Annotated in this window: 21 protein-coding genes; 7 read left to right on the forward strand and 14 right to left on the reverse strand. The window is 38.7% G+C overall.

What is annotated here, in order from left to right:
• Positions 1-16 precede the first annotated feature (16 nt).
• The 7 genes from SFB89_RS09165 to SFB89_RS09195 are packed head-to-tail and all read left to right on the forward strand — an operon-like array spanning position 17 to position 6,292.
• The gene (locus SFB89_RS09165; protein WP_331774382.1) at positions 17-1,021 is read left to right on the forward strand and encodes an ABC transporter permease; all 1,005 of its coding nucleotides are present in this window, start codon (positions 17-19) and stop codon (positions 1,019-1,021) included.
• Positions 1,021-1,890 carry an ABC transporter permease gene (locus SFB89_RS09170; protein ID WP_331774383.1) on the forward strand — a complete coding sequence of 290 codons (870 nt, stop codon included), beginning with the start codon at positions 1,021-1,023 and terminating at the stop codon, positions 1,888-1,890. The genes SFB89_RS09165 and SFB89_RS09170 overlap by 1 nt, the downstream gene beginning before the upstream one ends.
• Entirely contained in the window at positions 1,890-2,750 is an 861-nt protein-coding gene (locus SFB89_RS09175) for an ABC transporter ATP-binding protein (RefSeq protein WP_331774384.1), read from the forward strand. Before SFB89_RS09170 ends, SFB89_RS09175 begins: the two co-directional genes overlap by 1 nt.
• Positions 2,747-3,538 carry an ABC transporter ATP-binding protein gene (locus SFB89_RS09180; protein WP_331774385.1) on the forward strand — a complete coding sequence of 264 codons (792 nt, stop codon included), beginning with the start codon at positions 2,747-2,749 and terminating at the stop codon, positions 3,536-3,538. Before SFB89_RS09175 ends, SFB89_RS09180 begins: the two co-directional genes overlap by 4 nt.
• A gap of 12 nt (positions 3,539-3,550) precedes the next feature.
• Positions 3,551-4,483: a DUF2333 family protein gene (locus tag SFB89_RS09185; protein WP_331774386.1), complete on the forward strand. Its 933-nt coding sequence runs from the start codon at positions 3,551-3,553 to the stop codon at positions 4,481-4,483.
• Positions 4,484-4,531: 48 nt separating this feature from the next.
• Positions 4,532-4,735: an Rdx family protein gene (locus tag SFB89_RS09190; RefSeq protein ID WP_331774387.1), complete on the forward strand. Its 204-nt coding sequence runs from the start codon at positions 4,532-4,534 to the stop codon at positions 4,733-4,735.
• A 39-nt stretch (positions 4,736-4,774) separates the two neighbouring features.
• The gene (locus tag SFB89_RS09195) at positions 4,775-6,292 is read left to right on the forward strand and encodes a response regulator transcription factor (RefSeq protein ID WP_331774388.1); all 1,518 of its coding nucleotides are present in this window, start codon (positions 4,775-4,777) and stop codon (positions 6,290-6,292) included.
• 16 nt (positions 6,293-6,308) lie between these two features.
• Here the strand turns inward: SFB89_RS09195 and SFB89_RS09200 are convergent, their stop codons facing one another.
• The 14 genes from SFB89_RS09200 to SFB89_RS09265 all read right to left on the reverse strand — a co-directional run bounded on the left by SFB89_RS09200 (position 6,309) and on the right by SFB89_RS09265 (position 26,637).
• Positions 6,309-8,249 (reverse strand): hypothetical protein, encoded by a 1,941-nt coding sequence (locus SFB89_RS09200; RefSeq protein WP_331774389.1) that lies wholly within the window; start codon positions 8,247-8,249, stop codon positions 6,309-6,311.
• A 2-nt stretch (positions 8,250-8,251) separates the two neighbouring features.
• Positions 8,252-16,315, reverse strand: a complete 8,064-nt coding sequence (locus SFB89_RS09205) for a hypothetical protein (RefSeq protein WP_331774390.1) — start codon at positions 16,313-16,315, stop codon at positions 8,252-8,254.
• 70 nt (positions 16,316-16,385) lie between these two features.
• On the reverse strand, positions 16,386-17,963 hold the full coding sequence (locus tag SFB89_RS09210; protein ID WP_331774391.1) for a hypothetical protein: 1,578 nt from the start codon (positions 17,961-17,963) through the stop codon (positions 16,386-16,388).
• Positions 17,960-18,805 (reverse strand): CARDB domain-containing protein, encoded by an 846-nt coding sequence (locus SFB89_RS09215; protein ID WP_331774392.1) that lies wholly within the window; start codon positions 18,803-18,805, stop codon positions 17,960-17,962. Before SFB89_RS09215 ends, SFB89_RS09210 begins: the two co-directional genes overlap by 4 nt.
• Positions 18,806-19,023: 218 nt before the next feature.
• Complete coding sequence (locus tag SFB89_RS09220; protein WP_331774393.1) at positions 19,024-19,365, reverse strand: hypothetical protein; 342 nt, start codon at positions 19,363-19,365, stop codon at positions 19,024-19,026.
• A 15-nt stretch (positions 19,366-19,380) separates the two neighbouring features.
• Positions 19,381-19,506 (reverse strand): hypothetical protein, encoded by a 126-nt coding sequence (locus tag SFB89_RS09225; RefSeq protein WP_331774394.1) that lies wholly within the window; start codon positions 19,504-19,506, stop codon positions 19,381-19,383.
• Between the two features lie 61 nt (positions 19,507-19,567).
• A complete protein-coding gene (locus SFB89_RS09230; RefSeq protein ID WP_331774395.1) occupies positions 19,568-20,239 on the reverse strand; it encodes a response regulator in 672 nt (223 codons plus the stop codon).
• A gap of 11 nt (positions 20,240-20,250) precedes the next feature.
• Positions 20,251-22,080, reverse strand: coding sequence for a 7TM diverse intracellular signaling domain-containing protein (locus SFB89_RS09235; RefSeq protein WP_331774396.1), 1,830 nt, complete (start codon positions 22,078-22,080; stop codon positions 20,251-20,253).
• A 65-nt stretch (positions 22,081-22,145) separates the two neighbouring features.
• The gene (gene fumC, locus SFB89_RS09240; protein ID WP_331774397.1) at positions 22,146-23,531 is read right to left on the reverse strand and encodes a class II fumarate hydratase; all 1,386 of its coding nucleotides are present in this window, start codon (positions 23,529-23,531) and stop codon (positions 22,146-22,148) included.
• 136 nt (positions 23,532-23,667) lie between these two features.
• Positions 23,668-24,564, reverse strand: coding sequence for a sulfurtransferase (locus SFB89_RS09245; protein ID WP_331774398.1), 897 nt, complete (start codon positions 24,562-24,564; stop codon positions 23,668-23,670).
• Between the two features lie 130 nt (positions 24,565-24,694).
• Positions 24,695-25,036, reverse strand: a complete 342-nt coding sequence (locus SFB89_RS09250; RefSeq protein WP_331774399.1) for a hypothetical protein — start codon at positions 25,034-25,036, stop codon at positions 24,695-24,697.
• Between the two features lie 4 nt (positions 25,037-25,040).
• Positions 25,041-25,658, reverse strand: coding sequence for a YeeE/YedE thiosulfate transporter family protein (locus tag SFB89_RS09255; protein ID WP_331774400.1), 618 nt, complete (start codon positions 25,656-25,658; stop codon positions 25,041-25,043).
• On the reverse strand, positions 25,655-26,164 hold the full coding sequence (locus tag SFB89_RS09260; protein WP_331774401.1) for a YeeE/YedE thiosulfate transporter family protein: 510 nt from the start codon (positions 26,162-26,164) through the stop codon (positions 25,655-25,657). Before SFB89_RS09260 ends, SFB89_RS09255 begins: the two co-directional genes overlap by 4 nt.
• Positions 26,161-26,637 carry a MarR family winged helix-turn-helix transcriptional regulator gene (locus SFB89_RS09265; RefSeq protein WP_331774402.1) on the reverse strand — a complete coding sequence of 159 codons (477 nt, stop codon included), beginning with the start codon at positions 26,635-26,637 and terminating at the stop codon, positions 26,161-26,163. The genes SFB89_RS09260 and SFB89_RS09265 overlap by 4 nt, the downstream gene beginning before the upstream one ends.
• Positions 26,638-26,766 lie beyond the last annotated feature (129 nt).

Genomic DNA, 26,766 nt, shown 5'->3' on the forward strand with positions numbered 1-26,766 from the left:
CAATTGAGGAGTCTATTTGTTCAGTTATATTATCAAGCGCTTACTGTGGTCCATTCCGACACTTTTTGGCGTTTCGCTACTTGTATTTTTTATGATTCATCTAAGCCCTGGGGATCCTGCTATTATGCTACTTGGCGATCATGCCAACAAAACATCGGTAGAAAAAGTCCGCAAAGAGATGGGTTTTGATAAGCCATTATATGTACAATATTTAATATTTGCCAACAGAGCATTGCATGGAGATTTTGGAAAATCACTCAAAAGTAAACAACCCGTGATTCAAGAGTTTAAAGACCGTTTCCCTGCAACCGTAGAGTTGGCCGGTGTGGCCATGATATTGGCCATCATATTCGGCATTGGTGCCGGTGTCGTTTCTGCGATTAAGCGCTATTCTATTTTTGATTATAGCAGTATGTTTGTCGCTCTTGCGGGTGTATCGATGCCGGTCTTTTGGCTGGGGTTAGTGATGATTTACTTTTTCTCAGTCAAACTCGGTTGGCTTCCCGTATCCGGACGACTGAGTTATGAATTTGATATCGACCATATCACAGGATTTTATTTGATCGATTCTTTGTTGACCAATAATTATGAAGCCTTTTGGGACGCGCTCAAACATCTCATTTTGCCCGCCATTGCGCTTGGGACTATCCCGATGGCCATCATCGCGAGGATGACGCGTTCTGCGATGATTGAAGTCATGAAAGAGGACTATATCCGAACCGCAAAAGCCAAAGGATGCTCTACTTTTTCAGTCATCTTTATCCATGCGCTGAAAAATGCCATGATGCCGGTCATCACGGTCATCGGCTTGATGTTGGGAACTTTGTTTGCAGGAGCTATCCTTACTGAGACGACATTTTCATGGCCGGGTATCGGTAAGTGGATTGTCAATGCGGTGTATCAGAGAGATTTTCCGATTATTCAATCGGCGACACTGATTATCGCGACGATGTTTATTATCGTGAATCTTTTAGTCGATCTCATGTATGCCCTCATCAATCCAAAGATAAGGTTGAGCTAATGAATAATATTACGAGAATTTTAGAATTTATCAAACAATTCAAAAAAAATAAATCCGCCGTATTTGGATTTTTTATCATCTTGATTTTAATCATCTTCGCCATCTTCGCGCCGTGGATTGCACCTCATGGTCCCATTGATCAAGACCTTGCTAAGAGACTGATTCCACCGGTTTGGGATGAAGGCGGTCATATCTCTCATATCTTGGGAACGGATGATTTTGGACGTGACCTCTTCTCACGAATCGTCTATGGAGCGAGAATCTCTATCATGATCGGTGCTATTTCTGTGGGAATTTCACTCTTTTTTGGTCTTATTATGGGACTGTTTGCTGGATATTTTGGAAAAAAAGTCGACGCGATTATCATGCGTATTGTTGATATTATGCTCTCCATTCCTGCCATTTTGCTCGCGATTGTCATCGTTTCCATCTTAGGACCGAGCCTTTTCAATGCCATGATTGCCATCGGGATTGTGGGGATTCCAACATATGCGAGAATCGTCAGAGCTTCGGTTTTGGGCGAAAAAGAGAAAGAGTATGTCGTCGCAAGTCGTGTCAATGGCTCTAGCAATAGCCGCTTGATGTTCAAAGTCATCTTGCCAAATTGTACCACACCCATCATCGTACAAGCCACGATGGGTTTTGCCTCTGCGGTACTTGAAGCAGCGGGGCTAAGTTTCTTGGGTCTTGGTGCACAACCGCCAACGCCAGAATGGGGCGCCATGCTAGCAGATTCACTCCAATACATCACTACGGCCTCTTGGATGATTTTCTATCCGGGTCTTGCCATCTTTCTCACCGTGCTTGGTTTTAACCTCGTGGGTGATGGATTGATGGATGTTTTAGATCCAAAGTTAAAGGAGAAGTGATGTTATTAGAAGTCAAAAACTTAATCACCCGATTTTATGCGGATGAACATGTCAATACTGCTGTTAATGATGTCTCTTTTTCTATTCCTAAGGGCAAAACTGTTTGTATTGTAGGAGAAAGTGGTAGCGGTAAGAGTATTACCTCCTTATCAATATTGAGATTAATCGATAAGCCCGGTCGTATTGATGGGGGAGAGATTATCTTCAAAGGGGAGGATTTACTGCAACAAAATATCAAAGAGATGCGCAAGATTAGAGGGAAAGAGATTGCGATGATTTTCCAAGAACCCATGACCTCTTTGAATCCCTCATATACGATAGGATTCCAAATCGATGAATCTTTGAAATTGCATCAAAAACATCTGAACAAAAAAGAGCGTTATAACAAGGTCATCGAAGCCTTGGAACTAGTGAGTATGCCAAATCCAAAAGATAAATATCATGAGTATCCTTTCAAACTCAGTGGAGGACAGAGACAACGTGTCATGATTGCCATGGCGATGGCATGTGAGCCTAGTCTTTTGATTGCAGATGAACCGACCACGGCATTGGATGTCACCATCCAAGCGCAAGTGTTGGACTTGATGCGCGAATTGCAAGAGAAAAAAGGCACCTCCATCCTCTTTATCACCCATGATTTGGGTGTCGTGTACCAAATCGCTGATGAAGTCGTGGTCATGTATAAAGGACATATCGTAGAGAAGGCCTCAGCCAAAGAGCTTTTTGCCGACCCAAGACACCCTTATACAAAAGCGCTTTTAAATTCCATACCGATACCGGGTAAAGTGGCACGAAAGGCTCATCTTGATACGGTTGATGATCACATTGATTATCTACAATTTCCAAAGGAGATTCGATGAGTGATATACTATTTGAAGTTAAAAATCTCAAAAAACATTATGAAATCTCTCAAGGGCTCTTCAAAGCGCCCAATATCGTCAAAGCGGTCAATAATATCTCCTTTAATGTAAAAAAAGGTGAAATCCTCAGTATTGTGGGTGAGAGTGGCTGTGGAAAATCTACCACAGCAAAAATGCTCATGACCATCGAAAAACCAACAGAAGGCGCCATCATCTTCCAAGGTCAGGATATCACCAAATTTACACCGCATGAGTTGAAAGAGTATCGAAAAAAGGTGCAAATCATCTTTCAAGACCCCTACTCTTCGCTTAATCCGAGATGGAAAGTCGGCAAGATTATCGCAGAACCTTTGAAACTCAACACCGATTTGAGTGATCAAGAAATCGAGAAAAAAGTATATGAGATTATGGATAAAGTGGGACTTCAAAAAGATTGGTTTCACCGCTATCCGCATCAATTTTCTGGGGGTCAAAGACAACGAATCGGCATCGCTAGAGCGCTCATACTCAACCCTGAGATTATCATCTGTGATGAACCCGTCAGTGCGCTTGATGTCTCAATACAAGCACAAGTACTCAATCTCTTGCTTGATTTGCAAGAAGAGTTTAATCTCACTTATGTTTTTATCTCACATGATTTAAGTGTCGTTGAGCATATTTCAGATAGAATAGTAGTGATGTATTTTGGTGATATTGTCGAAGAGAAAAACGTCGAAGATCTTTTTGCCAATCCAGAAGCAGCTTACACAAAAAAACTCTTGGGAGCAATCCCTAAAATAGACATATAAACGGGAGGGAAGATGGAAAAATCCAATATAAAAGACCGATTCATAGCATATTTGTTCAATATTAAAGAGTGGGGAATCTTCTTGAAGCGATTCTTGGCTCTTTTTGTCGTAGCAGCCTTATCGTTACTTTTGTGGTATTTTCCCATCAGCCTCTTTGTAGCGCCGTTTTATTCAATCACGACCGATCGGGTGCCTGTGGTTAAAGAATACAAAGACCTAGTAGGCAAAAGTACGACCGTCGCACTCCGAGATGGTCTTCAAAATCTCATTAATGAGGGATTGGTGACCAATTTCATCGGGGTGAGAACGTGGATTGATAATAAATACTACCAACAAGTCGGAGAGATTGAGATGTTTCGTATCGGCGTTAATATACTCGAAAACAACCTAGCGAGAAATCGCGGTACGGGTGGGGCTAATCGGTACATTGTCCAAGCACGATCGGATATCTACTCTGATTTTAGAATACCAATTTTTACGAGCTATACAACAAGAGTGAAACAAGCCATCTCAAATATTGATCGTTATTTGGTGCAACTCAAAGCCGACCAAAACAAGGAAATGAGCCAAAAAAGAGCCGTTTTTATCGTTAATTCTGATAATCTAGCGACTGCTCTTGATAAGCTCAAACAACAACTCCAAACCAACCTCATGACACAAACGACCTGGAGGACACAAGATGACAAGTTTTATCGTATTAAGGGCAATTTAATTGCAATGTATGATATACTTAAGGGAATTGATTATGATTTCAAAGACAAGATGATTGATAAATCTTCTTATAATGAAAACTTTATCCCCATTATGGAACTTTTGAAACAAGCCATAGCACAAAATCATCTTGTGATATTAGAGTCAATGGGCCATCTCTCAAAGTTAGAGAAAGATGCCAATTTAATCGCACAAAAGCTTTCAGAGCTGAGAGATAAACTCAACAACGGCTAAGGAGATACCATGCAAGTCATCATAGCATACTGCACCGTTTGAAACTATTTGCCACGAGCTTCCCGGGTGGAAGATGAAATAAAAGCAGCCTTTAGCGATGCAATCGTTAAAAAAATACCAGGTGAACGTGGTCAATTTGATATTAGTGTCGATGGTAACGTTATCTTTTCAAAACTTAACAAAATCGGTACCTATATTGAGCGATTTCCCGACCCGGGAGAGATTGTCACCTTATTGAAAAAAGCGTTATAATTAACCTTTTTTCAAAAGATACTCATATGAAAGTCTAAAATGTCAACGCATACAGATGTAGAGAAACTAAAAAAAGTCCTGAATAATTTCACGGTTCTTTACATAGAAAAAAATGAAAATTTAAAAACCAAAGTCGGTTCGTTTCTTTCTAAAATCTTTTCGAAAACCTATATAACATCTCATGCGCAAGAGGGTTTGGAACTTTTTGAACAACACCACCCTGCATTTGTCATATCATGTATTCAACTCGAAGATATGGATGGCTTGAAACTTGCAAAAAAATTACGAAATATCTGTCCAAAAGTCAGGATTATCATCACCTCATCAAAAGATGACAAAGACCATCTACTTGAAGCGATTAATCTACATGTTGATGGTTATTTGATGAAGCCTTTTCGTATCAGCAGTCTAGCCAAGCTTTTGCATTCGCACTCAGAAAAGATGCTAGAGGAACTCAATCATGTACAATTCAATCAATACATGTACAAAATATTTAACAAGCAACAAAATCTCATTGCCCTCATCCGAGACGATCATCTTGTCCTCACCAATGAAACCTTTTTAAACTTTTTTGGTCTTAAAACGCAGTTAGAGTTGAGAGAAAGAGCGATGAAATTAGATGAAATTTTGTTGCCACATCCAAATTTTTTGTATCGTAAAGAAGATGATACAAAGAGTTGCCTGGAAAAAATCAAACAAAATATCGACCGATTGTACAATATCAAGATCCATGATACAGAGAACGTAGAACACCATTTTATCTTGAAACTAGCGAGTATTAACGAAAACAATGATGCTTATATTTTGTCATTGACCGATATCACACCGCTCAATCTCCTTGGTCTTTATGCTAAAAAAAGAATAGAAGATGATACGATTCTCTCTAACAAAGAGACGATTTTGCATCTTTTTAATGCCGCCAAAGAAGCCGATGCGACGATTAAATTGTATAATTTCTATAAAGGCCTCATGATATCGAGTGATGGCAAGATTATCGAGACTTCGCTCAATCATTATACCTTTAAGACATCAATAAATCAGCTGAAATCTGTGAGATTTGAACAAAAAACCGTCATACATTGTGATCTGTTTCCGTTTGATATAGAATCAAGCGACATCAAAGATATTAACTTTGCAAAGCAGACGATAGAAGCCGAAAATTGCTCGATGTTAAAAACAACACCGAGTGAGAGAAAATCACTGATTTTGGAACCTGATGAACACCATAGTGTTTCATTGGTATTTCGAGAAAAGATTTATGACCAAGAGATGTACATCAAAGATATGTCTAAAGAAGCCGTTAAAATCTCTCTACCAAGTATTCCAGAAGGCATGGCTGAGGAAGATGAAATCTATATCAGCCTCTCTTTTAAAGACCAACCAAAGCCCACTATCATCCGCACCAAAGCCCGCGTTTTTAAAATATTACCACATAAAGAAGCATTTTATATCATTGCTGATTTTGTCCCAACAGCACCCTCACATAAGGCTATTGTCAATTATCTAATATCTCGACAGATGACGCTTGTACGGGAATTTAAAGGCCTCAGTATCTAGCTTGAGACCCTTTCATTCATTTGATCTTCACTTCTACGACATCACTTTCTCTGATATTACCCATCATATCATACGCTTTGAGCTTGTAAAAGTAAGTTCTCTTACCCAATAAATGTTTATCGGTGAAACTGTTCCCTTTTTGAAAATTAGAAATATTATAGTAGCGCTTGTCGCTACCACTGCTTCTGAATACTTCAAATCCCTTGTAGTCTTTATCCTTGCAACTAAAAGATATCTTCGTACCCTCTTTGATCTTTTTCACAGTGACGTTTGTTATCGTGACCGGTTTTAAGTCTAAAGCGTTAATCTTTTGTGATTGATTTTTGGCAGATTCATTGCCACTTTTATCCACTGCTGTGATGATATACTCATTGATACCTTTTTGAGGTTTGGTATCTATAAAGTGGTTACGAATCAGTGGCTTTGTATTGAGTTTGATGATATTCTTGCCTTTTTTTCTATAAAGATTGTAGTGATCAAAATCATACACGATGATTCGGTTCCAATCGAGAACAATCTTGTTTGGATATACGATGAACTTTGTCACTATCGGTTGGGACGGTGGAGTGACATCGGGAAGTTTTATCATGACACTATTTGAAGGGGCACTTTCATTGAAATTTTTATCCACAGCACTCACACGATAATAATAAACATGGCGACTCAAGGTTTTTGGGCGTTTGTGCACAAAAGTCGTCTTAGATATCGCTTCTTTAGTGACCATCGCCCACTGTTTTGCCGTTTTATCCATAGACATATATATTTTGTAACCCAATAAATCTTTCGCTTTCACACCACGCCATGAAAGCGTCACCAAGCCTGCCTTTACGCTTGCTTTGAGATTCAAAGGAAATGGCGGTGGCGTTGCATCTTTGGCATATGCGAGCATCTTCTTTGATGCTTTGGATTCTCCTTGCATATTGATAGTAGTAATGTAGTAGTAATAATTTTGTCCCAACTTAAAATTTCTATCAAAGAAGACCGCTTTTTTGATGGGTTTTTGATTGAGCTTGATAAAACCTCCACCGTAATTGGTGCTTCTATAAACATTGTAGCCCAAAATTTTGTCGATTTTCCCCCAGCGAAGGATAATCTGTCTGTCGCTGTTTTTGAGAAAAATATCTTTCACTATCTTGGGTTGGGTATTGATGCTTTTTTTCACATTGATATGATAGGTCGGTTTTCCTTTTTTGCCAAATATATCGATCTTTTGAACATAATAACTCGCTTCTTCTTTTGGGGTAAGATGCAAATCACGAAAGAGTGTTTTATGCTTTAGTGCAAAAGATTTATCTATAAATATTGGATTTTGATTGAGTTTCTGGAATCTATTTTGCGTCTTTTTCTTCCTATAAATATCATAAAAAGCACTCGAATTAGCAATATCCCAATTGAGCAAAACGCCATGATTCGTTCTGGTACCTTGAAGCCACTTGATGCTATTGTTTCTCTTATAATACGCGGTATCAACTAAAATGATTTTTTGCAGTATCTTTTTCCCATTGTTTTCTAGTATAATTTTATAACGATATTTTGTATCTTTTTTGATATTAGGATCACTAAAATATTGTCCAAGATTTTTAGCAAACTGCAAATTTTTTGCCAATTGTATGATTCTAAAGACATTAATCTTTTCATCTATCTGACGAATTCGTATCCTATCATCGAGCGTCTTGGCCCCTTTATAAGGATAAAATTGAAAGATATAATCCTCAGAATACCCATCTCTTTTAAGCTTTTCATAGGATATCGGCTTAACAATGCCTATAAGCTTTTCAGGCTCACCTTTGGCACTTCTATATATCTTATAAACATTGGCACTAGAGTAGTTTTTGACAATCCACTTGAGTTCGATTTTATTTTTTTGTACATCAGCATAAATTCCAATATCATTTTTGATCATTTCAGCTTGAATACTCATCGCCAATAACACCAATATTAGTATAAATTTCTTCATGATCACATTCCTAACTTAAAATTTTGTATCACTCCGCCGTCAAAACCACCAGGGATTGCGCCGCCAGGGATTCCACCAGGGATGCCTCCACCAGGGACTAAACCTCCTCCTGGTGTTGAACTTCCCGGATTATCAAAAATATTCTCTTGCAATGATGCTTTATCTACCATATCATTGACTTGGGCTTCCCTTTCTTCTGCTTCTGCTGTGGAGTAGGCATCCCCATTAACAAAACCAATATTCTCAATCGTAAATAGGTCTCGTTTCGTTCCACCTTCATCTACATAATAGGTAATATTAGCACGTCTTAATGCCATTATATCGTGCCCTTCAAAACGCACTTCAGGAAGTCTTCCATATTTACCTTTGTCATTCCAATCATTTTCTTTTATCACCGTTCCTAAACCTTCTACCTCCCATGTTGTCGTGATTTTATATAAAATACTATGATGGGTAATGCCAATATTATCTAAATCTGAATAAATTTCAATCCTCGCTTCATCACCACGTGCTGGATTGACGTTATAACTTATACTTAGGCTTGGATGCAATTGGTCTTTCATCTCATCAAACCGTCTTTCTTCTTCTTTAAGGATGTTGTTCCCACTGACAGAAAACGTTGAGTAATAGACAATTTGATTTTTACTTTTATCCGTCACGGTAATATTGTAGGCATTGTTGGTATAATAAGAATAACTCTCATCATCGCCCCCCTCACGTGAACCAGAGCCTCGTGAACTCCCATCATAATATTTCCCTAGATTGACATTCTCAAGCTTCGTTTTGCTGATTCTTGAGGGAACGGTAACGGGGGATGCATCATTTCCCACCGCTCCATCTACTTTATACCCATTGAAAGGATTCAAATACTCTCCTTGTGCAGTTTTAAAAGTCTCCATCACACTCCCATCACTATTTCTGACACAATAATGATAAATCCTAAGAGGGGTTGCGGGCACAAAATAAGCCCTCAAATGCTCACTATTGTAGCTATAAGTTCCACTAATCGCTTCATTTTTAGAATTTGCAACCTGTACTTCATAGTTACTAAAAAGCTCATTGTCCTCTTTTAAATATTTCATAATTTCTTTGTATTGTATGGTCACAGGTTCTTCTTCAAAGACATTCGTTCTACCATTTTCAGGAGTAATACTGGCGACAATCTCGCTAAATTCTAAACGATTTAATTTTGTCGTCTTGAAATCTTTTTTAAAATTCTCAGTCGTATCTTCTGTATTATCATGATAGTGAAGTGTTCCACTTAGGGTATACTTACTATCAGGAGCGAGGGGAGATGATGGTATCACAATAATCTCTTTGGGCTCTGTTTTATATGACTTATCGATACCAACAGGCACATCGACTCCGGTACTTTTTTTGGTTAATTTGACATCTTCGAAACTCGTGATACTCTTATTGAACATTGAGACAATTTTAAACTCAGGCATCACGCTAATATCAATTTCATTATAAGGCTCTATATGGTCAAACAATAGTTTAGATTTTTTTTGCCCTCCATCAGGACGACCACTTCCGTAAATGTAACCTGAGAAATGAAAGGTTTCACCCAACGCAGAAATTCCAACCTTTCCCCATAGGTATGAGGGGTTTGGTGTGGCAAGTTCCATTTTGACATCAGCACCCAAAGAAGTATCCAAACCGGCATACCCTACAGAAAAGGTCGCGCCAGCTTCTGCATACATCAGCATAAAGAAAGGGTTATACCGCATCAACGCACCCGCTTCGGCATCAACCTCCGCACTAGCCCAAGGATTTGGACCAGTCCAATCTAATGACCATTTTTTGTAGAAATGATATCCAAGGCCAAAAGCCAACTGTCTGGTATCAATCATGAAATAACCACTCGCATCGAGCCCAAGAACCGTTATAGTGATTGGATTGTTTGTAGCATTGGAAAATCCTTCGATGGCTTTTTGGCCCACAAAGATATGTTTCTCTCCTGTGGATAATAAAATATCGACGGCATTATTCTCAGCTTTCAGTCCAATGCCAAAAAATGTGATATTTGCCGATGCACTGATATGCAGTGATGCTGGAGAATTTGCATACTCTATGCGTCCTGACACCTTTCTATTTTCAGGTTCACCCTCTTTGGTACTGATGATATAAGTGCGCTCAGCATTGATGGTAAACTGACCTGCTGTATCAATCATCATCTCGACATTACCATGCCAAGTATAGCCCATATCTGGGGTTCCAAGAAGTGCTGAAAAGATGATGATGCTATTGTGTTCTCCACTTGGAGCAAAAGTATAACTTTTCCCCACCTTCGTATAGCTCATGTTGTAAACAACACCACCTCCGAGTCCATAGATGCTCAAAGGTCCCAAAGGAATCCCACTGCCACCAATACTTCCAGCTGCTTTTGCCATCCAATAAAAGCCTTTTTCTGGATGTTCTCCTATCTTAAATTCACCCTCAACACTAAAAACATTGGCAAGTTTTAACTGCAGTGGTGACAAAGTCCCAAAGCCATTACCATAAATCGGATCGTTTTTATACCAAGCAATCTCTCCATTAAAGGTAACACCGGGATTGGATACTTTTATCTTGATACTATCCACATCAACATCGCCATCACTATAAAGTTTTAGCCCCGCTCCCGCTTCTGCAACACTTGCAAGTGAGAGCACCCCTTTGGTGCTAACAAAAAGTTTATTGCTTGAAAAACCAAGACCCAATTTTTCAATTGAAAGCGAAAATCCGCCAAGGCTTCCACTCGCCCCACTGACATCAAATTCCATACCGGCACTCTCAATACTAATACCCTCTTTTGAAATCTTCAATCCTTGATACTCAAGTTCGCTGGCCACCGAAAAGATAGCATTGGTCGGTTTAATCGTACCATTAAAGCTCATCCAAAAATCATCAAATGATGGAGCCACACGCACAGATGGAAAGGTCATCTTTGCAAAATCTGGTATTTCAATCGCTTCTAATGCATTGGTATTGACTGTAAAATTTTTAATACCATTTCTATCAATTACCGAGCTTAGCCCGACATGTAAATTTTTACTAGAGCCTAAAAAGTCACTCTTATCGTATGTTAATCCCGCACTTCCCTCGATATTTGCAGGAGTAAATGTCGCGCTTAATGCACTCAATTTCAATCCATCGACCCCAGGGATAGCAACCGTTGTTCCATCGGCTAACTTGATGGTTCCACTTAAACCACTACTTGAGATTTTGAAACTGTTGAGCTCTAAAGCAAGATTATCGATGCCTTTGTAGCTAAAAATTCCATTGAGTCCAATCTTGATATCTTCAAGAGAACTCTCAAGATCAAAAGAGCCACTGAGATTTTTAAAGATAAAATTATCATTATTTATATGTAGATCATGAGGCATGCTCCATCTGACATCAGAGTCAACCAAACTCAATAATGCTTTGGCTTGAGCACTTGATTCTGTAAAGATCGGACTCAAATCCAAAAATCCATCAAACGCATTAATCGCAAGCGGAATATTTTTGGTCGAGTCAATATGTACCCCCACTTTGCTTAGGACAAGTGAGGCATGTCCGGCCACAAGGGTCATCACTTTAGCCGGTGCGAACGCTGCTGATATATCACCGGCAAAACCACTACTGCTCACTTCCAAATTTCCAATCGTAAGATTTCCGACATTAAACTGTGACAGCAATGCTGCATGCACTACTGAATTGCCTTGGAGCGACACTTTATATTTACTTCCTACTTTTTTTACGATGCCACTCACTCCGCTTAAGACCACAGAGTTATCCCCTTTTTTATAAGTAAAGACTTGATTTGTTGAAAAAGAGTAGGTTCCCGAACTTTGATATGTAAGCGCAATGGGTTCCACATTACCATCAAAAAGTTTACCAAAATAGAGTCTGCCATCAGCTTGATCAATGCCGCCACTGCCACTGCTGCTCGCATGACCGTCTATATTTGAAAGCTCAATTCTGACATCTTCACTTCTCGTTCCCAAATCAAGAATTGTAAGTTCAACTGCTGCCCCTTCAAATGCCATATTCCAATAGATACCTTCTCGTGATATAGTAGCATCATCAAGCGTGACGTGTCCAAGTGTCGCGGTACCAATCTGATAATGCGTAAAATCTGCTGCCGCATCAAAGGTTATGATTGGATTCAATAGATTATTGAGATCAATCGTGCCACTGATACTCGTCACACTGACATATTTATTCGCATTGTTTTCATCTTGTAATAAAGTATGAGAGCTTTGCAATGACCATTTATAAATGCCTTTTTGCGTTTGTGTATCGCTGATATTTTGCCCTATTTTTTTGAAATCACTGGGACTTCTTCGACCTCTAGTGGGCATGGTTCTACCCTTTGTTGCTTGTTGCAATGCATCGTCTACTGTCGTGCTAGAGAGTGGAGATAATGCAATAATCTCGCCATCTAATAAAGAGCCAAAATTAATATTGGCATTGATATCAGATAATCCTATCTTAAAATCATCTCGCGTCAAAGTGAGACTTACAGTAGGAGTCGTACCGCTTGGAAATTCTACTTTTACATTTTTTTCCGGCCAAACATCAAAACCATTGAGACCGATACTCAAATCTCCTTTGAATCCCTCTTTTGAAATCGTCGAGTTCTCCAAAGAGACCGCTGTAATATTTTCTAAAATTCCACCATTGGCACTCAGATCAACCGAACCATTCACATTCAAAGTCGGATTTTTTAAATCGGATAAATCAATAGTTCCTAACATCTCTTTGATTTTAAGGGAAGTCCCTTGTATGTCATGAATCCCGCTTAAATTCCAGCTATAAATATCACCACTTAAACTCGATAGGGTCGCTTTAGCATTATCGAGCAAATCTCCGAAGAATACATCAGCACTGAAGTCTTTGAATCCGATTTTCAACCCACTGGTAGTAACACTGAGTTTGATCATTGGTGGTTTATCCTGATTAAAGAGAAGTTTGACATTCTTATCCTTCCAGATATCGACATCACTCAGTGTAGCAAATAGTGTGGCTTCAAAACCACTTTTTGAAAGCATCGCATTTTCGACTCCTGCATTCGTAACATACTCAAATACAGTACCATAATTATGTAAATCTGCCAGGGCATTAAACGCAATGGAAGGATTGCTGAAATCACTCAAATCGATACTACCACTGAGATTTTTAAGTAACACACTACTACCTGCTAGCAAATGCTCTCCTGTGATGCTCCAAGTGTAGTTTTGTGCCGTATTGCTTAACTCTTGGACTTTATCTACAGCGGAGTTAACACCATCGAGATTGGGGGCACTACTTTGTATCTCAGCGGTTGCATCAGCGAGTAATGTACCAAAATTTAGATTTGCATGCAGATTAGAGAGCCCCATTTTAAAGTCATTTTTACTAATAGCGATATTGAAAGTCGGATCTTGCGTAAAGTTAAGCTTCACGCCTTTTTCTGACCAAATATCAACACTGGTAAGATGCGGGCTTAAACTCGCGCTAAAACCCTCTTTTGAGATATCTGCGTTCATATTGATGGCATCTACAGAGGTTAATAACCCACCATATTCATGTAAGTCTGCCGTCGAGGTAAAGTGTATTTGAGGGTTTTCCAATTTGGAAATATCCAGCGTACCACTCAAAGACGTCAATAACACTTTCGAATCATTGATAAGTTTTTTTGAACCGCTGATTGCCCAATCGTACTGACCATTGATAGAAGCCCCCAGATTATCGGTAATGGCATTAAGTTGTGCCTCTGCTCCTTGCAGTAAATCTCCAAAATACAATTTGGCCGCACCACCACTCAATCCAAGAGACACTTCATCTGCCGCTAATGCCAACTTAATAGTCGGTGGCGTGATAAACTTCATCCTCACGCTGTTTTCAACGCTTCCTCGATCCAATATCGTAATAGGGTCCGATTCCCCACTGGCACTAATACTACCCACAAAACCTGATGGCGACACATCGAGATGCACAGAAGCTTCTTTAATCGCTTGCAAAAGAGGATTGCTTATGATAGTGAGATCAAGGGTACTGTCCAAATGTACGGATCGGTTTGTTAAATCAAAACTTGCATTGATTCCCTTGAGTGAAAAATTACTTCCTAATAGATAGACTTTTGTAGACGTTGGAAAACTCAAAGTATATTTTTTGGCATTGTCGATACTATTACCGAGTGTGGCAACAACATGTGAAATCATGCCGCCTGTGCTGTTTTGGGCACCTTGTAAGAGATCTCCGAAATCCACCTTAGCGTTTAATTCTCCAAAATCAAAATCAATGCCATTTTGGCTAATATTAACCCCAACCGAAGGAGTGCCCGTCACTTTTAAAATGACATCTTTACCCGGACCTCCTCTATCTAAAAGCGTGATATCATCAATTCCGGCATCTGCTTGCAAATGGGCACTAAATCCTTGTGAAGAAATCGTCGCACTGATGGTTGAACCACTGAGTTTTTTCAAAATCGGATCGCTATAATCATCTAAATTAACACTAATATTGCCAAGGGAGATGATTTTGGTATCATAATTAAATTTAAAGTTTCCATCCAATCCCTCTAGAGCAAAATTGCTCCCTAACAGATAGGCTTTGGAAATATTACTAAAATTGAGAGAAAATTCTTTTGTTTCATCTAATGTGAGATCAATATCTGCTTTGAGAGAGCTAATTGCTCCCCCTGCTTCGCTTTTTGCGCTTTGAATAATATCACCAAAGTCAAGCGTGGCGCTGACACCTGAGAGATCAAATGAAGGCATACTCTGGGTATCTGCTATATTGATAGAAAAACTCGGAAGAGTCTGTGATGAAAAATCTAGTTTGACATCTTTTCCGACACCGCCCCGATCCAAAATCGTCATTGATGGCAATGCAGCAGCTAGCGTAATCGAGGCACTCATACCATTTTTTGAAATATTCGCACTCAAAGTTGCATCGCGCATCTGTTTCAAGATAAGATTATCATACGCGCTAAAATCAACCTTGGATACCAATGATAGTTTCGGAAGCAGATAATTAGAGATATCTAAGCCCAGATTAAAATCACTCAATTTTATCTTTTTACCCAACAGATAAGCTTCAGCATTATTCATGGTTAGCGCATAGCTATCGGTTGCATTTTCATCTAAGTTTTCAAGGGTTGCTGTGATTGCGTTTGCAGTATCTGAGACATCTGTCAAAAGGGTACCAAACGCTAAAGTAGCATTGAGACCACTCATATCTATCTGAGGAAGGTTGTCTCCTATATGATAACTGACATTGACATTTCCAGAATTTATTGCCAATTTAACATTTTTTGAAGGCCATATTGTGATATCTTTCTGACTGACAGGGATATCGAGACTAAAAGTATTAGGCAATAATTTACTCGTATCAGAGAGATCAATACTAGACAATGTACTCAAAAATCCCTTTAAAGTAATCTTCCCTTCTACTTTATTATTAGCAGGAGTCGCTGAGATGACTATTTTGCTAATTGCAATATCGGCAATATCAGAATTCAAAGCCAATGGCGTATTGTAGGTAATATCGCCCATGGTAATATTGTGATCTCTCACGTGGAGATTGCTAAAGTCAACCGGTATGGTGTTATCAATATTAAAGTGATCCAGGTAGGGAATCGTAATCGTACCACTTCCTGAAATCTTGCCATCTGCAATCGCAACACTTGCATCAAGTGTTAATTTAAAACCTGCGATATAATATATCCCCTCCACGCCGATAGTATCTGTTTTTTCTTCGCTACTTTCTTTCACAACTCTCAATGAAAATTCATAGGATTGTTCCAATTGTGGGGTGAAACTCCATGTCCAAATACCCGTTCCTTTTGCCCGACTCCACGTCGCTCCTCCATCGGTTGTGATTTCAACATGCAATTTTTCTACAGGGGTATTTTTATCATCACTCTCCAAAAGCCCTCTTACAATGACTCTACCATTTTTTAAATCCTCTTGATAAAATTCAATCTCATGAGGTAAGGAATCAAATTCTCTACCATTGATTGTAATTTCATCTACAAAACCTATATCATCGGCATTTACATAAGTATTGGCCCAGGAAAAAACTGTAAAAATCAGTAATAATAAAAAAGCTTTCAAAGCGGCTCCTTCTCAGAGATAGAATTTTATAAGCATCATGATAAACATCATGCTTATAAAATCTGTTAATCTAGAAATTTAGAGAGTAAGAGAGTTTCCCTCTAAATTGGTTGTAACTATTAGTCGCATCATCTTCGACATCATAATGAATCTGTTCTAGCAGCAATCTGATGATTTGTCGTCCTTTTGGGTCCAATCGATAGGTCACTCTAAACTGATAGGTACTGTTTTGAGTATCATTGCTGATATCTTGATAGGCATAGCGACTCAGGTAATAAAAATCCAATGCCAATCTTCGACTGTAGTCATATCCCATGTCCAGCTTGATGCCATAATTATTGTTGACATTACTGGATTTGACTCTTTGATAATTCAATCCCACGGTCACACGATATGATTTTTCTTTATCGATTCTCTTTTTATATCCGATTGTTGTGCGAATTGAATTTGTGGTCGAAGTATTGAGCGAAGAGTTGTGGTCGGTCAATTTATTGTATTCATACCCCACACCATATCTCCAGCCATCTTTTCGTCTCACATTCATATCAATACCTGCGGTTTGAGAACCGGTATCGGTACCTCTTCCTTTGGTATCACGATTGGAAAATCGTACATTGATATCCGATCTTTTGATAAAATCGGGACGATATGAAAAAGAGAGATTTTCATAATAGACTCGCTGCGTACCCCCCAGACTTCCATCCAGATTATCGCGTCTTGCACGCAATCCTAATCTCGCACTTAATTTTTGATTGATTCTCCACGTATTTGAATTTTCAAATTGTTCGGTATCTTGTGGTGCACTGCCAGAGAGCGAAATAAAATCTGTGCCAACTCGTGTATAGGTAAAATTACTTCGAATAGATCGCAAATTTGGTTTTGTGAGGACTTTCAATAACAAAGCATTACTCGAAGACGTGGGTTTGCCATGGGATAAATCATCGGTAGCATCTACGATGGCAAATTGCCCTTTTAGGGTAACATATCTGTTAAATCGCCATCGTCCATCTACGCCGATACTCACACCTTTTTTACCCAAATTGGTGCTATTGGTATCGCCAGTGGAGAGATCATCCTGATAAGACGCTGCGCTGATGGCAATCTCTTTGGAACGCTCATGAATATATTTTGCTTCAAACGCGCCAGAATATCCCGTCGGTACCTCATATTGGTCTTTCGTATACACTTCTCTCCACAGGCTCTTTTTATACCCTGCAATCATCGAATAGTTCCACGTGTGATCTTTCTTGGGCGAAGTATAAACAGCCTTGATACCCTTGACACTACCACCATAAACATAGGGATTATAAGAAGCAGCAACATCACCGACTTCTAAACGCCAGATTTTAGTGATGAAATACGCGTGTAAGTACAATAATTCAAATCCATCTTTTTGTATTCTACTATCATTGGTACCCCGCGCTCTGATATCCACTCCAGCTTGTCCCCCCTGTAGAGGGCCTGCAAATCGCAAGGACAACTCTTCATCATGAGTCGTTCCCTCTTTATCACTCGTACTAGAGCCACCACTCACATCGATATTTTCAATATAAGCATTCAACCGACCACTCGCTCTCCATTCATCTGCAATATCTGCTGCATAAACTCCTGAGGTTAGGAGTGATGCAATAATAAGTAAATTTTTCATAGAGTAGCACTCTCTTCATTATTGAATTCATCAGATTCAATAATATTATCACTAGGGTCAATCGTAATAGTAATGGGGCTACTAGAAGGACAAACATAAGCAGGCATGGGTTTTGAAAGAGTTTGAGTTTCCCCTGGCGCGAGATTACCATCATAATTATAGGTAGCATTGTTGCCACAATAACTAATCCTATACGTAATCGGAGCGATGGCTGTACCTGCTCCAATATTCATAATTTTAAAATATACTTCAGAAACGGATGCATCTATAATCGTTACTGTGAGATCTGGCAATGCACCACCTGCGGCAGCAGGAGCACCACTTGCGGTCTGATAGACTTCTTGACCGGCAATTTTTGGAACATCGCGTGTCCACTCACCCAAACTCTCACCCCAGAGATTATTGCCCGCTAATTCAATCAACTTGTATTGACCATTAATCTCATCAAACAAAAATCTAGAATACCCTACTTTTTTGATTTGTGTTGTACCATTGGTTACTTCGTAGCGTTTATCCCATTTGACATAAAGATAACGTTTGATGCCATCACTAGTAATTTTATCGACCCAATAATCAAAGCTTAGGATATCGTAAGTTCTAAAGTCTTTTTCAATAGCTTCACTAAAAATCATATAGTCTTGAATAAACCGATCCTCTGAGACTAAAGAGAAAAATCCTTGTGAATCTTGTTCTTCATAATATCCCATGAGTTGCTTAAAGACCTCTTTGACTTTATCATCTCGACTTTGATCCAAAACCACGATGTCTTTATCATACTGAGAATCTGCAAAACTCGGCATAACAAACAGTAACAACATCATGAAGACAATATTTTTCATCATTTTCTTGCCCTCCCCTTTAATATTTTTATCCTTAATATTACTACGAAGGCATTGCAAAAGCATTGCAAAATGAACAAATTGTTAATAAATTGTTAATAAAATGTTAATCTGTGATTATGTGTGTCATTTTAGAGAAAGTTTTAAAGAAGCGGTTATCATACAATCGGAAACAAAATCATATGTTTTTTGTTTCCGATTTTCAATTGATACACTAGAGGTTATTGCCAGCCAGGCAAGCTCTCACCCCACAGTATATCACCTGATAATCCAATCAGTTTATATTTACCTTTGATAGTTTCAAATAATAATCGTGTTGTCCCTGTTTGTCGATGCTCTTTCGTATTATTAATGATAGTGTAACGTTTATCCCATCTGACATAAAGATAACGCTTGGTACCATCACTGGTGATTTTATCGACCCAATACTGAAACCCAAGAATATGATACGTATTAAAATCTTGTTCTATTGCTTCTTGAAAGGCCATATAATCTTGATGAAATCCACGCCGTGAGACAAAGGTAAAGAATTTTTGTATATTTTGTGCTTGATACTGATTCATCAGTCGTTTAAATGTTTATTCGACTTTGACATAGCTGATGTCTTCTCCTGCAACGATGTTGTTATTTTGTTGTGGTGTTTTCATGCAACCCCATGAAAAAAATAACAAAAACACAATCATCAATATTTTTTTTATCATCATTTTATCTCCTTTTTATGAATCATTCCATCATACTCAATAGACATTGCAAATTCATTGCATTTTAATCCACAAGTACAATGCGGTAGCCAATCGCAGGCAAAGTTTCTATAAATTTGTATTTTAGTTTTGCTCGCAACCTACTCACAAGTGCCCGAAGCGTATTGACATTATAATCTTTTTCTGGCCAAATATGATTTTCAATATCGTAAAGAGAGACCACCTGATTGGCCGATTCCATGAGCAATACCAACAGTTCGCTCTCTTTTTTTGTCAATTTTACAAATCCACCCCTATAATAGAGTTGATGCAATTTAGAATCAAAGCGAAACTCGTGATCCAATCCAATATCACCTTTTTGTTCCTCTGTATGAGCATTCAAAAACGCGATTTCTATCGCTGCTTTTAGCGCACCAATATCAAAAGGCTTCACCAAATAAGCAGATGGGTTTGTCATGATGGCTCTATTGATATCTTCCTCACTATTCAGTGCCGTAATATAAATAATCGGCACATCATGATGCGATTTTATCTGTGTTGCCACAGAAATACCATCTTTGGAATCTTTGAGATAGATGTCCATCAATACCAAGTCCGGTTTTGTTTGCGCCTCCAAAGCAATCGCATCATCAAAATTTGACGCAATGCCAGCAACCGCATAACCTGATGATGTCAGTATCGCAGATAAATCCATCGCCACCAAACTTTCATCTTCCACAATCAAAATCTTTTTCATATCTCAATGACTCATCGAGGAAAACAGATGGTATAGTGGGTATGGTTTTGGCTCACGACATCAATCGTCCCATGAAGTTGGCGCACCACCAAAGAATCAACCAATTTCAATCCCAATGTTTTGTCTTCTGTCATACTATTATCGAATCCTTTCCCATTATCAAAAATTTTCAACATATACTGATCTCCCTTTTCTTCTAAACTGATTTCTATCTCGCCTTTATTGTCATCAAAGGCATATTTCAGAGAATTTAGAACCAATTCGTTGATGACCAAACCAACATAAACAGCCTTATTTATCGGTAATCTAGTATCAATATGATAGGAAATCTTGATACTTTGAGTCATAAAACTCTCTTTAATCTCTTCGCACAACTCCCTCATGTAAGAATTCATATCAATGTACTCCATCTCATCTGTTGAGCAGAGCATCTCATGACTTCTTGCAATCGAACTCACCCGTGCTTCCAATTTACAAAACTGCTCGATTGCCGGTTCGTCTTTAATATTATAACGCTGTAATCTTGTGATGGAGAGTATCAGTTGTAGATTATTTTTGACACGGTGATGTAACTCTTTTAACAGTATTGATTTATCTTGAAGTGCTCCTTGGAGATCTTTTGTTTTTTGTTTCACTTCTTTTTTAATGAAACTATTCCTGTTTGACATCTCTTCAAAGAGTTTCTGATTTAATACTTTTTTCTGCATACTTAAAATATGGATTTTATCGACAAAGGCCAGCAATAAAAAGAGCGCTTCAAAGACCGTCAGCCATAAAATAAGCTCCGGAAAATGATGCATCAGTGAAAACAATCCGAGCGCATCAAAGATCATGACCAGATACCCAATAATCAAGAAAATCCAACCGATAATAAAAAATCTTGCCTGCTTGTTGCCGTGTCGATAGACATAAAACCCACAGAATGTATTGAAAATAACAAAGACAAACCCTGTCACGACAGAGACTTCGGGGACATAAAACCATGGGGTTCCAAAGAATGGCATCTGTATAATCAAAAATAAAATAATATAATTGTAGATTTTATGAATAATGGGAAATGCCTTGGTCTTGAGAAAATTCTTGGCAAACATCGCTGCAGCAATAATCATCAACGAGACTTTAGGCACCACGATGAGATTATCAATATACGTGAAGGATTCCGATGTATATAAAGGCAAAAATCCGATGAAAGTCAACTGCTGAAAGAGTAAGAAAAACAGATACGTTGCATACAATAGATAACTGACATTTTTCGTATAAAAGAATAGCGTCAAAGAATACAAAAGAAACGCACCTAAAACACCACTGAGAAAAATGATAGAGACTTGCTCATTCCATTCTTGTTGTTCCACCGTTTTTCGGTCCATCATGTGGATACCAAATTGCAATGCTGTGGTTGTATTTTGAATCTTAATATAGATCTCTTTATGCTGCTTGGGGGCGAGATGGAAGTGATAATAGGGATAAATATATTTTTGTGATGGGGTAATATGTAGCATCCCTCGCTCATGAGGGCGATACCCATCACTTGAATCATAAAACACGACATGTTCTAAGAGGGGATTATTGATTTTGATGATGGGCTTGAGTGTTTTGGTTGTGGTATTGACACAGTATAACTTCACCCAAACGCGCTTTGTTTGGGTGAAGCCTAGATTAATATGCTCATCTTTAAAATCACGAAAATGTTGAGTTTTTCGTACGGCATTGAGATCAAGAGGTGCTGATGTGATAAAAATTTGTGACGTACATATAGGAGCGACGCGCGTTTTATCATGATTCACATTGGTAGCAAAACATGCTATTGTGAAGATGGCCCACAAAACTATTATTTTTTTCAATCAACACACCTAAGTAAGATATTGATCTATTTTACATAAATACTCCTTAAATCATTTTACATTTCTTACTCTTTGGGTCCAATCATATCTTCAGGTTTGACGATAGTATCAAATTCCTCAGCACTCAATAAGCCAGATTCTAAGGCAGACTCTCGCAAACTGATGCCTTTTTTATGCGCATTTTTAGCGATTTTGGCCGCATTTTCATAGCCAATATGTGGATTTAAAGCTGTCACGAGCATCAGCGAATTGTGCAGATTAAAATCAATCTTCTCAGGAATCGGCTCCAACCCCACAGCACAATGATCATTGAAAGATCGCAATACATCACTCAAAAGACGTACCGATTGCAAATAGGCATTGATTAAGACCGGTTTAAAGACATTGAGTTGAAAATTGCCTTGACTGGCCGCCATTGCAATGGTTGTGTCATTTCCAAAAACCTGACAGGTCACCATCGTCACGGCTTCTGCTTGTGTGGGATTGACTTTGCCTGGCATAATCGAGCTTCCCGGTTCATTTTCAGGGATTTTATACTCTCCAATACCGCATCTTGGGCCCGAACTGAGCCATCTGACATCATTGGCGATTTTCATCATATCAGCCGCCAATGCTTTGAGCGCACCGTGAGAAAAAGCCAACCCATCATGACTGGTGAGGGCATGGAATTTATTTGGAGCGGTAATATACTCTTTTTGTGTAAAACTACTAATCTCCTCAGCAACCATTTCACCGAGTTTCGGATGCGCATTGAGCCCAGTTCCTACAGCCGTACCTCCAAGTGCCAATTCTCGAAGAGGTGGGAGGGAGACCATAATCATCTCTTGGGTTTTTTTGAGCATCTCTACCCATCCGCTCATCTCTTGTCCCACACTCAGCGGCGTGGCATCTTGCAAATGGGTTCTTCCTATCTTTACGAGAGATTGGTATTGTTCTGATTTTTGTGTTAATGTTGTCTTTAAAAGCTCAATACTAGGCAACAGTGCATCTTCTAATTCCATCACTGCGGCGATGTGCATGGCTGTGGGAAACGTGTCATTGGAGCTTTGAGATTTATTGACATCATCATTGGGATGGACCCGCTTCTCTTTTCTAAAATCACCTCCCATTTTATTGGTCGCAATATTGGCAATCACTTCGTTGACATTCATATTCGTCTGTGTACCGCTTCCGGTTTGCCAAATACTCAAAGGGAACTCTTTGTCATGTTCACCCTCTAAAATCTCATCACACGCCAATACAATCGCGCGAGTCTTCTTTTCATCAAGCTTTCCCAAACGATTATTAACAATAGCAACAGAGCGCTTCAAAATAGCAAAAGCATAAATAATACTTTTTGGCATCTTTTCCTCGCCGATTTTAAAGTTCATCAAACTTCGAGCACTTTGCGCACCCCATAAGGCATTTTCAGGGACTTCTATCTCTCCCATCGTATCTTTTTCTATTCTCATGATAAAGCTCCTTATATCTATAAAATAATAGATTTGATTATAATCAAAAAGAATAAACTTAAATTAAATGTAATGCTGTGTAAAAAGTGAGGAGGAGGTGTTACGCCAAGTAAAAGACTTAGCGTAACATGTGTTTTTAATTTGCTACAGGGAGTGAAGTTCGAGAGTATTCATACATAGAACCGTCAAAATCACCAACATTTTTCACACCGGCTAAAAACTTAGCAGCAAACCACGTACCAGTTGCTAAGTGACCTGTGTTACAATAAGTAATGATAGGTTTGTTCAATGCAACGCCCGCTTTTTTGAAAATAGCTTTGGCTTCAGCAGGACTTACCATTTTAAAGAGTTTGCCATCTTTTTTTGTGAAATAGTAAGCAGAAACTTTTTTAGCACCTTCAATATGGCCATGTCGTACCAATCGTTTGTCGGTATCTTTGCCCACATAATGAGCTTCTTCTCTGGCATCAACCAATTGTGCATTTTTATTCACAAGCGCACTTTTGATATCGACCAAACTTTTAACATTTGAACTATAAAATTTCTTGACTTTAAAGTTACCTTTTTTAGCCATTGTTGGAGTTGTCGTCAACTTTTGACCATGGGCAACCCATGCTTCGATACCACCATCTAAAATCGCAACTTTTCGCATACCATATACCCAAGCAGTCCAAAATCCTCGTGTCATATCTGAGTATTTTTTGCTAGCTTTGACATGTGATACAAAAACAACGGTACTGTTATTTGAAATACCCGCATTGCTAAAAAGTTGTGATACTTGTGTAGGAGTATCAAGAAGGGCTTTAATATTACCAGCACGTCCTAAGAAAAACTTCTCTTTTGGTATATTAACAGCACCAGGAATATGACCCATTTTATACTCTTTTGGGCTACTAACATCAACAATCACGACATGCTTCGCATTTTTGCTCAACCATGCAGCTGATACGACATGATTTTTAGGAACACTGACGGCAAATGATGGAATCACCATCATAGCAACTAATACTAAAACTGAAAAAAACTTTTTCATATTTACTCCTTGAATTTTACATTATCCACAAAAAAAATCAGCCAATACTGACTTATCTTGTGGATAAAGTCTTGGCAAAATTATAATCTTACAATAGAGATAAGCTATTAATATCCGCTAATCTCGACGCTTAACATCCCATATCGGCACTGTCATCTTCTGACATATCAGGTGCCGGTGCTACAGGTGCTGCTGTTTCTTGGGTAGCCGGTTTATATTTGGCTTCCATTACTTTGTTATAAGCATCAAATCCTGCTGTTCCTTTTGGATTGGCGCTAATCGCCAATTTGGCATATTTTAAAGCACTACTAATATCACCGTTTTGAAGTGCTGTGTCTGATTTACTCACATATTCTGTCGTTAATTTTTTTTGATTGGCGATAATGGTTTCTCCATTACTCGACACTACAAAAGATAACACAATGGCGGCGACCAATAATCCGGCACCGACTATCATGGATAAAAATTTCATACTATTATTTCCCCTCATTCTTATTAATGGTTGATTTCATAACATTCATAAACACACCCAAACATATCGCCATGACAATGGTCACGAGATAAGAGGTCGTGTACATATTACCGCCTACTAATTTGTCAATCGTATAGCGTCCGATATATCCTGAATTGGCAAAATCTGCAATTTTATCATACTCAATAAAGTAAAAATACATACCGCTGAGCATACCGAGCATAAATACAGCCGCATCAATCTTGCCTGATGCAAACCCAACGACTGCAGTACCAGGACACCAGCCTGCCATCACCATACCAGCGCCAAATATCGCACCTCCGACTAAGTATGGCCAAACATACACCAACGGAATAAACATTTGATCATAATCAACCCAACCAAAATACGATGCAATCACAATCCACGTGGCTGCTGTGACGATAGCGGAAATCATCGTCTGCGAAACCCTTAGATTTTTAAAGTGAAAGATTGCTGCTATAACTTTTGAATTTCCAAAGCCAACACGCTCAAGAATAAATCCAAAAAACATTCCAAGAATCAAACCATATAATAGATTCGTATTGCCATCAATAGAGCCAGTTGTAAACAAGGGATACATCGGTGTTGCTTCTGCTATCATGACCACTGCTTTTTAAATAATGGCGCCAGTAAAAATCCCGCACCAAAGGCTGCTATCATGAAAATCCAAGCACCTACTGAAAATGACGCAGCCCCATCTAAGGCTTGTCCACTGGTACATCCACGAGCTAAACGTGTCGCAGGTCCGATTAAAAATCCACCGAAAAACGCCCAAAACAATCGCTTTGATGCAGAATAATTCTCACCGCGCTCAATGCTTTGTTTGATGCGTCCTGCCATCGCCGCACTAATAAAACCGCCTAAAAAGACACCCACCACTTCGACAACTGTCCAGTTTGCCAAAGCATTGCCGTGTTTTAGGTAAGCTCCGGCATAACCATTTGCGGCAAAAGTGGCATCATACAAGTAAGCAAGTTGTGCACTCACTCGCGCAAAAGCACCACTCGCACCCAATCCCTGCCCCGCTACTATAAAGCTCACAAATAGCAAGGTGCCGAGAAAAAATCCTCCAACAAGAGGATGCCAATATCTCTGTTCTTTATTCATTTTAAGTTTTCCTTTTGATTTTCTAAAAATTCATCAAGTATCTGTTCAAACTTTTTCAAATTCGTAAACAAGCTTTTTATCTCCTCTTCATCTTTTAGCATTGAGAGTATCTCTTCATGATATTTTATATATTTCTCTCGTACTTCAGTCGCATATTCTCTACCTTTTTTTGTCAACGTGACTTTGATAATACGTCTGTCTTTATTGGAAATTTTTCGCTGAATGTAGCCTTTTGATTCCAGATTGTTTAACAAATTGGTAATGCGTGAGGGGGTGAGTTCCATATTGTCAGCTAACTCTTTGACTTGTAGGAATGTTGTTTTAAGCAGATATCTAAGACATCGAAATTGTATCGGGCTTAGATTAATCGTTGCACAAAATAATGCCTCCTTAGCGGTGCACATTTTTTGCATATTAAAAGTGAGTTTAGAAATCTCATCTGCGTATTGCTCAAGACTCTTATCTTCAATCATTTACAACCTCAATAGTTTATACTGTAAACTATCATACTATAATATATTTAAAATTTGCTTTAATATAGTGATAAAAATAAAACTTTTAAAGTTTCCGTTTATCCTTGTAACGTTTGAAGTAGGATTAAT

It is taken from the genome of Sulfurospirillum sp. 1612, assembly GCF_036556685.1.
Classification (GTDB): Bacteria; Campylobacterota; Campylobacteria; order Campylobacterales; family Sulfurospirillaceae; genus JAADIZ01.

Coding starts and splice junctions, on each gene's coding strand:
- SFB89_RS09170 (WP_331774383.1), top strand. CDS start 1,021: ATGAATAATATTACGAGAATTTTAGAATTTATCAAACAATTCAAAAAA.
- SFB89_RS09175 (WP_331774384.1), top strand. CDS start 1,890: ATGTTATTAGAAGTCAAAAACTTAATCACCCGATTTTATGCGGATGAA.
- SFB89_RS09180 (WP_331774385.1), top strand. CDS start 2,747: ATGAGTGATATACTATTTGAAGTTAAAAATCTCAAAAAACATTATGAA.
- SFB89_RS09185 (WP_331774386.1), top strand. CDS start 3,551: ATGGAAAAATCCAATATAAAAGACCGATTCATAGCATATTTGTTCAAT.
- SFB89_RS09195 (WP_331774388.1), top strand. CDS start 4,775: ATGTCAACGCATACAGATGTAGAGAAACTAAAAAAAGTCCTGAATAAT.
- SFB89_RS09200 (WP_331774389.1), bottom strand. CDS start 8,249: ATGAAGAAATTTATACTAATATTGGTGTTATTGGCGATGAGTATTCAA.
- SFB89_RS09210 (WP_331774391.1), bottom strand. CDS start 17,963: ATGAAAAATTTACTTATTATTGCATCACTCCTAACCTCAGGAGTTTAT.
- SFB89_RS09215 (WP_331774392.1), bottom strand. CDS start 18,805: ATGATGAAAAATATTGTCTTCATGATGTTGTTACTGTTTGTTATGCCG.
- SFB89_RS09220 (WP_331774393.1), bottom strand. CDS start 19,365: ATGAATCAGTATCAAGCACAAAATATACAAAAATTCTTTACCTTTGTC.
- SFB89_RS09225 (WP_331774394.1), bottom strand. CDS start 19,506: ATGATGATAAAAAAAATATTGATGATTGTGTTTTTGTTATTTTTTTCA.
- SFB89_RS09230 (WP_331774395.1), bottom strand. CDS start 20,239: ATGAAAAAGATTTTGATTGTGGAAGATGAAAGTTTGGTGGCGATGGAT.
- fumC (WP_331774397.1), bottom strand. CDS start 23,531: ATGAGAATAGAAAAAGATACGATGGGAGAGATAGAAGTCCCTGAAAAT.
- SFB89_RS09245 (WP_331774398.1), bottom strand. CDS start 24,564: ATGAAAAAGTTTTTTTCAGTTTTAGTATTAGTTGCTATGATGGTGATT.
- SFB89_RS09250 (WP_331774399.1), bottom strand. CDS start 25,036: ATGAAATTTTTATCCATGATAGTCGGTGCCGGATTATTGGTCGCCGCC.
- SFB89_RS09255 (WP_331774400.1), bottom strand. CDS start 25,658: ATGATAGCAGAAGCAACACCGATGTATCCCTTGTTTACAACTGGCTCT.
- SFB89_RS09260 (WP_331774401.1), bottom strand. CDS start 26,164: ATGAATAAAGAACAGAGATATTGGCATCCTCTTGTTGGAGGATTTTTT.
- SFB89_RS09265 (WP_331774402.1), bottom strand. CDS start 26,637: ATGATTGAAGATAAGAGTCTTGAGCAATACGCAGATGAGATTTCTAAA.